The 11824-nt window shown below is 55.4% G+C and carries 7 protein-coding genes and 1 tRNA gene; 1 reads left to right on the forward strand and 7 read right to left on the reverse strand.

Annotated elements, in window-relative coordinates:
- Positions 1-168: 168 nt before the first annotated feature.
- Both KGP16_RS16410 and KGP16_RS16415 read right to left on the reverse strand, forming a co-directional pair.
- A complete protein-coding gene (locus KGP16_RS16410; protein WP_223499990.1) occupies positions 169-4362 on the reverse strand; it encodes an FKBP-type peptidyl-prolyl cis-trans isomerase N-terminal domain-containing protein in 4194 nt (1397 codons plus the stop codon).
- A complete protein-coding gene (locus KGP16_RS16415; protein WP_021805770.1) occupies positions 4359-4799 on the reverse strand; it encodes a hypothetical protein in 441 nt (146 codons plus the stop codon). Before KGP16_RS16415 ends, KGP16_RS16410 begins: the two co-directional genes overlap by 4 nt.
- Before the next feature lie 1031 nt (positions 4800-5830).
- On the opposite strand from KGP16_RS16415, the gene KGP16_RS16420 reads away from it, so the two are divergent.
- Positions 5831-5906, forward strand: a tRNA-Asn gene (locus KGP16_RS16420).
- A gap of 61 nt (positions 5907-5967) precedes the next feature.
- Here the strand turns inward: KGP16_RS16420 and KGP16_RS16425 are convergent.
- Genes KGP16_RS16425 through KGP16_RS16445 form a run of 5 tightly spaced genes read right to left on the reverse strand, consistent with a single transcriptional unit; the run spans position 5968 to position 11567 of the window.
- The gene (locus tag KGP16_RS16425) at positions 5968-7068 is read right to left on the reverse strand and encodes an alkylhydroperoxidase domain protein (RefSeq protein WP_223498009.1); all 1101 of its coding nucleotides are present in this window, start codon (positions 7066-7068) and stop codon (positions 5968-5970) included.
- Positions 7065-8111 (reverse strand): putative FMN-dependent luciferase-like monooxygenase, encoded by a 1047-nt coding sequence (locus KGP16_RS16430; protein ID WP_059201148.1) that lies wholly within the window; start codon positions 8109-8111, stop codon positions 7065-7067. Before KGP16_RS16430 ends, KGP16_RS16425 begins: the two co-directional genes overlap by 4 nt.
- A complete protein-coding gene (locus tag KGP16_RS16435) occupies positions 8108-9739 on the reverse strand; it encodes an ABC transporter ATP-binding protein (protein WP_223499991.1) in 1632 nt (543 codons plus the stop codon). Before KGP16_RS16435 ends, KGP16_RS16430 begins: the two co-directional genes overlap by 4 nt.
- Positions 9736-10626 (reverse strand): ABC transporter permease, encoded by an 891-nt coding sequence (locus tag KGP16_RS16440; protein WP_021805774.1) that lies wholly within the window; start codon positions 10624-10626, stop codon positions 9736-9738. The genes KGP16_RS16435 and KGP16_RS16440 overlap by 4 nt, the downstream gene beginning before the upstream one ends.
- On the reverse strand, positions 10623-11567 hold the full coding sequence (locus KGP16_RS16445; RefSeq protein WP_071680954.1) for an ABC transporter permease: 945 nt from the start codon (positions 11565-11567) through the stop codon (positions 10623-10625). Before KGP16_RS16445 ends, KGP16_RS16440 begins: the two co-directional genes overlap by 4 nt.
- Between the last annotated feature and the right edge of the window lie 257 nt (positions 11568-11824).

Raw genomic sequence — 11824 nt, forward strand, 5'->3', positions numbered from 1 at the left:
AGCAGTGCATTATCAGCCTAAGTGATTAAAAAATAATGAAAGGTAACGATATGGCGGGATTGGGTGAAAAGGTAAAGCCGGGTTCTGCACCACACTGGGGCATTGCCAGTCCCCAGCGTGGTTCAGCTAAAAAAAACCCGCCAATCGTCTGGCGGGTTAGTTATAGGGTTACGGAGCTTTTTGCTCGGAGGCCGGTATCACATCCAGGATGCGTACGTTATAGACCATGGTCGCGCCCGGTGGGATATCCGGTGCCATGCCTTTCTCGCCATAGGCCAGTTCAGGTGGCACCACCAGCGTCATGTTACCGTGGTTCTTCAACTTACCTAGCGCTTCGCGGAACAGCGGTGGATACGCGCTCAGCGGCTGCGAAATTGAAGTGCCAGCCAGATCCATATCCTTGATCACTTTACCGTCGGTCAAGCTCTCTTTAACCACTACTGCAACGGTATCACCCTCACCAATCACGCTATCGCCAACATAATCGATGCGGTAATAGAAGCCTTGCTTAGACTGTACGACGCGTGGCTGCTTCTTGAACTTATCGATGTAGCTGCTGCCTTGTTTTTCGTTCTGCTGTTTGATCTTTTTATGCTGATTGCTCAGCTCCAATTCGCTTTCATACAAGGCTTTGGCAATCTGTTCTTTGGCCAGTTTGGTCTGGCCATTGATGACATCAGTGACACCTGCCAGCGCCAGTTGGCGGTTCACGTCTACACCCTGGGTCTTTTTGCTGTTGAGCAAATCCAGGATGTCATTACCCAACGCGGTACCGATCGCATAATCGCGTTTTTCCACCTGCGTTTTCGGCTCCGTGACCACGGACGTGCCAGCCGTTTGCTTTTTCTCGGCTGCAGTCAGCTTTTGCTGTAGCTGGGCAAGTTCCTGCACCTTCTGCTCATTGTCTTTGGTTTGTGCCGCCAACTGCTCTTGCAGCTTGGCACTCTCCTGCTGACTCGCCAGCTGCAACTCGGCGATCTGCTTCGCTTTCTGCTCGCTGTCTTTGGTCTGAGCCGCTAACTGCTCCCGCAACTTGGCGCTCTCCTGCTGACTCGCCTGCTGCAACTGGGCGATCTGCTGCGCTTTCTGCTCGCTGTCTTTAGTCTGAGCCGCTAATTGCTCTTGCAGCTTGGCACTCTCTTGCTGACCCGCCTGCTGCAACTTGGCGATTTGCTGCGCTTTCTGCTCGATGTCTTTAGCCTGAGAGGCTAATTGCTCTTGCAGCTTGACACTCTCCTGCTGACTCGCCTTCTGCAACTGGGCGATCTGCTGCGCTTTCTGCTCGCTGTCTTTAGTCTGAGCGGCCAACTGTTCCTGCAGCTTCGCACTCTCCTGCTGACTCGCCTTCTGCAACTGGGCGATCTGCTGAGCTTTCTGCTCGCTGTCTTTAGTCTGAGCCGCTAACTGCTCCTGCAGCTTAACGCTCTCCTGCTGACTCGCCTGCTGCAACTGAGCGATCTGCTGCGCTTTCTGCTCGCTGTCTTTAGTTTGTACGGCCAACTGCTCTTGCAGCTTGGTGTTCGACTGCTGACTGGCCTGCTGCAACTGGGCAATCTGCTGCGCTTTCTGCTCACTGTCCTTGGTCTGAGCGGCTAACTGCTCCTGCAACTTCGCCAATTCCTGCTGGCTTTGCTGGAGTTGTTTAACCTGCTGAGCCTTCTGATCGTTGTCTTTGCCATACACCGTCAACTGTTCTTGCAGCTGCTTTATCTGCTGCGCCTTCTGTTCACTGTCTTTGGTCTGCACGGTCAGTTGATCTTGCAGTTTCGCCATCGTCAGCAGCTCTTGCTGCAATTTCTTCATTTGCTGAGCTTGTTGCACGAAATCTTTGTTATTAAGCGCCAATTGCTCCTGCAACTGCTTGGCCTGTAGCGCTTTTTGTTCGCTATCCTTGGCCTGGGCAGCCAGTTGAGTCTGCAACTTGGCCAACTCTTGCTGGCCTTGCTGGAGTTGCTTCACCTGCTGGGCTTTCTGCTCATTATCCTTACTGGAAGCCGCCAACTGTTCCTGCAGCTGTTTGACCTGCTGCACTTTCTGCTCGCTGTCCTTGGCTTGAGTAGCTAACTGAGCCTGCAGCTTGGCCAGCTCTTGCTGGTTTTGCTGCAGCTGTTTCAGCTGTTGCGCTTTCTCATCATTGGCTTTGGTTTGTGCAGCTAGTTGCTCTTGCAGCTTGCTACTGGTCTGTTGCAACTGTTTCACCTGCTCGGCTTTTTGCTCGCTGTCTTTGGTCTGGATGGCTAGCTGTGCCTGCAACTCTGCGACGGTTTGCTTATTTTGTTGCAGCTGCATCACTTGCTGCGCTTTCTGCTCATTATCTTTAGTTTGCGCGGTCAACTGCTCCTGCAACTTGGCGCTCGCCTGTTGCAACTGCTTCACCTGCTCAGCTTTCTGCTCGCTGTCTTTGGTCTGTGCGGCCAGTTGATCTTGCAGCTTCGCTATCGCTTGCTGGGTCTTCTGCTCATTCTCTTTGTTGCGCGCCGCCAACTGATCTTGCAACTGTGTTACCTGCAGGGCCTTTTGCTCACGCTCTTTGGTCTGGGCAGCCAACTGTTCCTGCAGCTTCGCCAACGCCTGCTGGTTTTGCTGCAGTTGTGCAGCCAGTTGGGCTTTTTCATCGTTGACTTTGGCTTGTGCCGTCAACTGCTCCTGCAGCTTGGCGCTCGCCTGTTGCAGCTGCTTCACCTGTTCGGCTTTCTGCTCGCTGTCTTTGGTTTGAGCAGCCAACTGTTCTTGCAGCTTTGCCATCGCCTGCTGCGTCTTCTGCTCATTCTCTTTGCTGCGCGCCGCCAGTTGATCTTGCAGTTGTGTTACCTGCAGCGCCTTTTGCTCACGCTCTTTGGTCTGGGCAGCCAACTGTTCCTGCAGCTTCACCAACGCCTGCTGGTTTTGCTGCAGTTGTGCAGCCAACTGCGCTTTTTCATCGGTAGTTTTGGTTTGAGCCGCGATCTGTTGCTCTTGCAGCTTGGCGCTGGCCTGCTGCAACTGCTTAATTTGTTCGGCTTTCTGCTCACTGTCTTTGGTTTGAGCAGCCAACTGTTCTTGCAGCTTCGCCATCGCCTGTTGGGTCTTCTGCTCATTCTCTTTGCTGCGTGTCGTCAGCTGTTCTTGCAGCTGTTTGACCAGTTGGGCTTTGTATTCACTGTCTTTGGTCTGGGTGGCTAACTGCTCTTGGAGCTTCGCCAACGCCTGCTGGTTTTGCTGCAGCTGCTTGGCCTGCTGGGCTTTTTCATCGTTAGTTTTAGCATACGCCGTTAGCTGCTCTTGCAGCTTGACGCTCGCCTGTTGCAGCTGCTTCACCTGTTCGGCTTTCTGCTCGCTGTCTTTGGTCTGTGCGGCCAGTTGATCTTGCAGCTTCGCCATTGCTTGCTGGGTCTTCTGCTCATTCTCTTTGCTGCGCGCCGCCAGTTGTTCTCGCAGCTGTGTTACCTGCAAGGCTTTTTGTTCACTGTCTTTGGCCTGGGCAGCCAACTGTGCTTGCAGTTTCGCCACCTCCTGCTGATTTTGTTGCAGCTGCTTGGCCTGCTGGGCTTTTTCATCGTTAGTTTTAGCATACGCCGTTAGCTGCTCTTGCAACTTGGCACCAGCCTGTTGCAGCTGTTTCACCTGCTCGGCTTTCTGCTGGCTGTCTTTGGTTTGCGCAGCCAGTTGCTCCTGCAGCTTCGCCATTGCCTGCTGGGACTTCTGTTCATTCTCTTTGCTACGCGCTGACAGCTGATCCTGCAATTGGGCTATGGCCTGCTGGTTTTGCTGTAACGTTTGCTGCAGTTGTTTGATCTGTTGCGCTTTTTGTTCGTTATCTTTGGTTTGCGCTGCCAACTGTTGCTGCAATTGCGCACTGTTACGTTGTTCCTGCTGTTGCAGCTTCATTTGCTGCATCTGCCGCTCGCTTTCCTTGGCCTGTGCGGCAAGCTGCTGCTGCAGCCGCGCATTTTCCCGCTGGCTTTGCTCAATGGCCTGTTGCAGACGCGCCAACTCTGCAGAAGAGCCCGCTGACTGAGATTGCGTTTTACGCAACTGCTCGAGAGCCGCTTCCTGGCTGGTGACTTTGGCTTTCAGCTGATTGATGGTTGCCTGCAGCGTCTTCATTTCGCGAATACGCTCACTACCCCTCTCATCCGCCGACTTTGCCAGTGCGTTAGGTTTGCTGCTGGCAGGCTTACTACTTTTGGGTCTTGCAGGTTCTGCTGTATCCAGTTGTGAAGGCGTCAGAAACAGGAGCGCCGGAGCCTCATCCACCTGGCGTGTGATCGCGTCCAGTGAATTCAACGCATGGGCATCGGGAGTAACCGCCTCCTCAGCCCTTACTACTCCTAGCGGCAACGCCAACGTCAACAAGGCACCGCAATATATCCTGCGTTTCATTTCACGCTTTCCCCTCTCTGGATCAAGCCTTGCAGGACGTCACGTTCGATCTCGGCACATAGCTGATTGGTCTTGTATTTGTACAACGCATCAAGGGTATCTTTGGTTGTCGCATTGACATCGCCGCGTACCGCGCCATAAACCGAGGCATTGTTCACCAGACGGTTAAAGTTGGCCTGCTTGGCCGCGTAAGCCTTCGGATTGACCTGCTTGAGTGACGCCAACTCGCTTTGGCAAAGGCCAATTTTGCTGGTTTTGGTTTCTGCGGCAGCGGGTTCTGGCGGTGGGGACACGCTGATCTGTTGAGGGGGAGCTTGTACGGTGGTCGCTGGTGGGGTTTCTTGCCAACGGGTCTGTGCGGTTTTCTGGCATCCTGCCAGCAACAAACCACTGCACAGTATTACGCCTAAACAGAGGTTCTTTTGGGTGCTTATCATCGAAAATTCCTTTCAAAAAATTCCGTTACCGACAGGTCAACTCAGACCAGATCGGCTATATCCTGGATAAATAATACAAGCATTTTTCAGCAATGATATAGGGGTGGCTCTTCAGTAGCAAACATTCACTGGAACTATACTATGGCCGCTCATTGCCCCTACTCTTGCAACGTTCGCCATGGTCTATTAACTTAACGAATACTTAACCGGGTTTCATCGGTGACCTGCATAGCGCAATAAGGCGCCTGCAACTTGCCAGCGATTTAACCTGCCCACGACGTTTATGAAGTGCAAAATAATACTGGTATTTTTTATATCCAGCAACTCTGCAAGCGGGCCTGAACGCCGAGTTGCGTGGCAAAAACGGCGCTTGTCGCCAAGTAAGGACAAAGACACACTCCCGCATACAGCAGCATTCATTCTGATCTCTTGGTAAAAAAAACGCCAAAAAATAAAACAAAATAGATTAAAAACAATGATATGCATGGAAATCTGACAATCTCTGCCGCTATCATCGCAACCCCCGTTTTTCCTAATGAAAATGACTATCCCCCACGATTAAAAATAGATATTTATATTATTAAAAACGCATTTTTTGGCGATTTACTCCACACGTGCCCGGATGTTTTTCCATAGCGACAGCGCAATCTAAAGATTTATCCGAGGCACTCTGATTGTTGTATTAAAAATACAGGACTTGATGATAATCCTTAAACTTATTTTCCCATCGATCGCTAGGAATAATCCATGAAAATTACAGGAAATATCTTAGCGAACAAGCTCAATCCCTCACTCTATAATTAGGAATTTTCTTGGGTTTAGCCTTTAAAATATCAGCACCCCGAAAAACTCGGGATTAACTTACAAAGTGTGCCCGCCCTGCAATGATAGCGGCCTGTCTGTCAGTGATAAAGTTTAACCTGCTGGAAAACAAGCCAATTTGCTCATAACCTCGACAAACGGAACATTTGTGCATTTTCATGCTTTACAAGCCCCATCGGCACCGCTATTATTCGCCCCGTTCACACGATTCCTCTGTAGTTCAGTCGGTAGAACGGCGGACTGTTAATCCGTATGTCACTGGTTCGAGTCCAGTCAGAGGAGCCATATTTAGAAAAGCCCGCTTAGGCAACTAAGCGGGCTTTTTGCTGTTTAACCACTGGGTGACTCAATCGTCATAAGGTTCGCCGAGTGTCAGCATCAACCGGTTGGCCCAAGCAAAGAAGGCCGTCGCCTGCACCAGGTCCAACAACTCCAGTTCGCCTAGCCCTTGTTCGCGTAACGCAACCAGCTGAGCCGCATTGGCCTGCGGTGGCGTGGCCGAAAGCGCTGCGGCAAAGTCTATTTGCGTACGCCAATCCTCACCCTGCCCCTCGCTCAAGATCCCTCCCGGCGCGACATCCAGCAGGCGCTGCACCTCTTCAGCCCTTTTGGATAACTGCACCGCTTTACGCGCATGCACCGAGGCACAGTAAATACAGCCATTCACCTTGCTGGCCACCGCCGCAGCCAACTCCCTATCCTGGCGGGCCAGGCCACCCACGGTGTAGAAAATGGCCCTATCGGTGATGGTTCGCTGTTCCAGCACCGCATGATCGCGCGCCAACAAACGGAAATAGTCAGAATCCGCGTGACCGAACTTGGTCAACAAGGCTTTTCCCGGTTCGTCAAACGCCTCCAAGGGTTTAGCCGCAATCCAGGGCTCCCATCCCAACTCCTGGCTGGTGAACGCAGGCGGTGCATGGCGGCCACTGGCTGTATGACTCGCGGTGCGCCAGGCGGAAGCTCGAACGGGAGCACGGCCACTGGTCGCTATCGGCAATCCTGCCAGCAAGCGGTAGCCGTACAGCAGACGGCTCTGGAAGCTGACAAAGGCGATCAGCTGTGAAAGCGTGACGATGTCATCCAATGACCACCCCGCCTGTTGCAGAGCCTGTAAGTGTTTGGCTTCTGCCCCGGCAGGTTTGAAGGCCAGGCGTTCTGCGTGATCCAATGCGGCCTGCAAACGTGGGCCGTCTGCGGGCGGAGTCTGCTGCAGTTGAGCATAATGCCCCGCCAATTGCCGATCGCCGTGCCATTCACTGATACGTTGAGCCAACAGCAGGCGTTCCGCAATCCCAAAACCGCCCATATCCTGTGGCGCGAACAGCCTCTGATAGCTGGCCTCAATCCCGTCGGTTGCCGCCTGGCGTGTTGCTCTGGCCTGTGCCAAAGGAGAGTCTGGGACGATTTCAGCCAGTCTGGTCAGATGATCCTGGGTATCGGTCATACGTTTTCCTCTGCGTGATGTGAATAAGCCAACGTGGCAGGATTGCGCCGCTGCCAGCCTAATGCCGGTGCAACGTCGCGAGCTATCAGCTCAATGGAGCGCAAAATATAGGCGTGTGGCGGATCGATAGAGTGCACCTGAAACGCCAGATCGGTGACACGGGCCAGCGCGCTATCGCGTTGCAACGAGGCGATCACCTGCTCTGGCGTACCGAGATGCACGTCAAAAGCGCGGATCAGACCGTCGAGCGACTCATCCTGTACCTGATGCCCACTGGCGCGTAAGCGCTCCAATCCACGGCTAAGCCCCTGTGCAGCAAAATCCCGCGCACGGTTCTGATCTTCAGTCACAAAAGCGGTGCGCGATCCCATGATGCGGGGCTCTACACCAGGCGGCAGCGCGGCGAGATAGGCATCAATAATCGGATTTTGCAGCTCATCGAGTGGCGTATCCGGTGCATCTGACGGCCTGGGTTGAGTGCGTGACAACATCAGCCCATCTCCAGCCTTACCAGCCCGGATCCCACCGTCAACCGAGAAGGTGGCTTGCCAGACGCGTTTTTTCAGTTGGGGAGCAGCCGGATAAAGACGGTTGGCGGAGTTGCCGAGCGCCTCACCACTCCAGGCGTCCAGCAGAATGCGTAAATTATCGTTAAACGCCGCATTACGCCGCTCGGCATCAATACCAAAAGCGCTAAACGAAGACGGGGTTCCCCCTGCCGCCAGCCCCACTTCCAGCCGGCCACCAGAGAGCAGATCCAACACCGCCGTATCTTCCGCCACGCGAACGGCAGACTCCATCGGCAAGGTGATCACTCCAGTCCCCAAACGAATATGCCGGGTATGCGCCGCAGCCTGAGCCAAAAAAACCAGGGGTGAAGGCAAGCCGCCCTCATCCTGATGAAAATGGTGCTGCGCTACCCAGGCGGTATCGAACCCGGCGCGTTCGGCATGGACAATCTGCTCGGTGGCCAGCCGGTAACGTTCCTGAGCACTGCCGTTATCCAGCAGGCGGGTAAAAAAGCCGAGACGTTTAGCGCTCATGAGGCATCCTTCAAAGTTTGGTACATCGCACGGCCAGGAATGGCCGCAATCAATTGGCGGGTATAGTCACTGCCGGGCCGGGCAAATACCTCGGCGGTAGTGCCTGCATCTACCTGTTGCCCACGGCACAGCACCGAGACGCTGTGCGAGATTTGCCGCACCGTAGCCAGATCGTGCGAGATAAACAGGTAGGTCAGCCCCAACTCTTGCTGTAGCTGCTCTAATAAGCGCAGGATTTGCGCCTGCACGGTGACGTCCAACGCCGAGGTAGCTTCATCCAATACCAGCACCCGAGGTTGCAATATCAGAGCACGAGCGATGGCAACCCGTTGGCGTTGGCCCCCTGAAAGCTCACGCGGTTTGCGCGTCAGAAGTTCAGCAGGCAGAGCGACTCGTTCGAACAATTCCCGCACCCGCCGGTAACGCTCTGCTTTGGCGACAGGCTCAAAGTTGAGCAACGGCTCTTCAATCGCCTGATACAGGGTTTGCGCCGGATCGAGCGAAGCAAAGGGGTTTTGATAGACCAGTTGAATACGTCGCCGAAACTGGCGCAGCGCCTCGCCCTTCAGCCGGGTAAAATCGACGCCGTCGATGATGATTTGCCCCGCATCCGGCCGCTGAAAACCCAGCAGGCAGCGGGCCAAAGTGGTTTTACCGGAGCCAGACTCGCCGACCAACGCATGAGTAGTGCCGCGCTGCACGCTGAACGACACCCGATCCAACGCCCGGAACGCCTGCCCGCCTCTGCCAGCAAAACGGAAATCCTTCACCAGCTCGTTGACGACGATCGCCGGTTCCGCCTTACGGACGATAATTGGCGGAGCAACGGAAGCCAGCGAAGGCACATCGGCAAACAAGCGGCGGGTATACTCATGCGTCGGTGCCTGCAACACCGCCGCCGTTTGCCCCTGCTCTTGCACTCTGCCCTGACGAAACACCAGTAGCCTATCGGCCCGTTCCGCCGCCACGCCCAAATCATGGGTGACAAACAGCACCGCCGTGCCAAACTCCTGACGCAGTTCGTCGATCAGATCGAGGATGCGTTTTTGCACCGTGACGTCCAGCGCGCTGGTCGGTTCATCGGCAATAATCAACGCGGGCCGTAACGCAATGGCGATGGCAATCAGCACCCGCTGTTTCATGCCGCCGGAAAGCTCATGCGGATATTGGCGCGCGCGCAATTCAGGATGAGTCAGCCCCACACGGGTGAGTAACTCCACTACCCGAAGCTGTACCAGCTTGCGTGGCAGACGCTGGTGAATATTGATGATCTCGGCAACCTGCTCACCGATGGTTTTAACCGGGTTCAGCGAACTGGCGGGATCTTGCGGGATCAGACTTATCTGCGCGCCACGCACCGCATCCAACTGGCGCGGTGTCCAGTGCGTAATATCGGTGCCATTAAGCCGAATGGCCCCCTGCTCCAGGCGGCCATTTTCCGCCAGCAGGCCGATTATCGACTGGGCCGTGGTGGTTTTACCCGATCCCGATTCCCCCACCAGGGCAACGACCTCCCCCGGCTGAATGGTAAAAGAAACGTTGTGCACCACCCGCTGGTTACTATAGGCGATAGAAACGTTATCCAGTTCCAGCAGTGGCGCGGGTGAAACGGTTGTCTGTGGGGTCATCGGCGCGCGCTCCCTAATGCATGGCTGATTCGGTTGGCCGCCAGCACCACGGCAACCACCATCAGGCCGGGGAAGGTCGTCAGCCACCAGGCCGTTGAGATGTAGTTACGCCCTTCGGCGATCAGCAAGCCCCACTCCGGCGTGGGCGGTGGCGTGCCGTACCCCAGGAAGCTCAGGGTGGCGATCGCCAGAATGGCATTGCCAAACTGTAGGGCAGAGAATGCAATCACCGAGGTCAGTGAATTAGGCAGAATATGGCGCCATAGCACCGCCCAAAAGTGTCCGCCGCTACCGTAAGCCGCCTCAACGTAGTCACTGTGCCGCACCCGCAGCACCTCCGCACGAGCCAGACGCGCAAAGTTGGCCACCGACGAGATCCCCACCGCCAGCGCCGCATTCACCGTGCCAAAACCCAGCAGGATAATTACGCTCAAAGAAAGCAGCAGCCCAGGGATCGACAGCAAAACATCAACCAAGCGCATCACAACATCATCGGCGATGCCGCCCAAAGCCCCGGCGACTACGCCCAGCAACGTTCCCACAACCAGCCCCAACGCCACGGCAACCAACGCTGCGGATAAAGTGTGCGATGCGCCATACACGATCCGGGCGTAGAGATCGCGGCCCAGTGGGTCTGTGCCCAGCCAATGTTCACCACCCGGTGCCAGACGCTGTGCTCCGGCAATTCCTTCCGTGCCGCTGTACGCAGTAAAGATCTCAGGGGCGATCGCCCAAAGCACAGCGATCGCCAGCACGGCCCAGGCCAGCCCCAGGCTGAGCGGATAACGCCGCTGAGCGCGCCTGGCGGTGGGTAAACTACCTTCGGTTTCCCCGCCGGACAGATCGCGTTCCGGCATCACGGATTTTTCCAACGGAATACTGCTCATCGGGTCGCTCCTGCATAGGATTTCAATCTGGGATCGAGCAGCGGGAACAGCAGATCGACCAGCAGATTGAGGAAGACAAAGGCGGCGGCAGAGATCATCACTACCGCCTGTAACACCGCCACGTCCTGATTCACGACCGCCTGCTGCGTCAGTTGCCCCAGGCCACTGCGGCCAAATACGGTTTCTGTGATCAACGCCCCGGCGATCAGTTCGCCAAACAGAATGCCCGCAATGGTCAGCACTGGCAGCATCGCGTTACGCGCCACATGCCGCCACAGCACTCCGCTACGACTAGCCCCTTTGGCTCGCGCCACCGCCACAAACGGCTGGGTTTGCACGCTATCGATGCTGCGGATCAGGATCTGCGCCAACGGAGCAGAGATTGGGATTGCCAGGGTGGCGATCGGCAACAGCAGCCCAATCCACTCCCCTGGATTGATGATCGGCACCAGTTTCAGCCGGAATGAAAAGATCTGGATCAACACGATGCCAAGCCAGAAGGTGGGAACCGATACAAACAGCGCAGGCAGCGATTGCAGCGCCGATTTCAGCCAGCCAAAACCGATCAGATTGGAGACAAAGGCAATGACCAGCGCCAACAGCAAGGCCAGCGTGAAACCCAGCACCGCTAATTGCAGGGTGGCGGGCAGATTGGCAGCCAGCAAAGCACTGACCGGCACGCCGTTCTGGATCGAATAGCCCAAATCACCGCGCAGGAAATTCCCCAACGTATGCAGATATTGCTGCCACAGGGGCACATCGGCACCGTAGGCGGCGCGCATGTCGGCGATCTGATCCGGGCTAAGCCCCATATCCGGGTTCTGGAATTTAATCAGGATCGCGTCACCGGGCAGTACCTGTAGCAAGATAAACGACAGGGTAAATGCCGCCCACAGCACCAGCAACGCCTGCCCGGTTCGGCCACTCAGGTATTTCAGCATCTTTATCTCCTCGAATATGGCGTTGGGCCCCCTCACCCCAACCCTCTCCCACAGGGAGAGGGGACAATCCGTGCCACGTTTTATACTGGTGCTCATATTGGCAGAACTGTTCGTACCTCGATTTACTCCGCACCTGACCACCACGCTGAACTGGCTCCCTCTCCTTTTTGGGGAGAGGGTTGGGGTGAGGGGGGCAGGCAGTTCGGGCTTAGCGTTTCTCTAACCACGCGCCATAGAAGCTTGGCCGACCCACGGCT

The organism is Serratia sp. JSRIV006, from assembly GCF_019968685.1.
GTDB lineage: Bacteria > Pseudomonadota > Gammaproteobacteria > Enterobacterales > Enterobacteriaceae > Chania > Chania fonticola_B.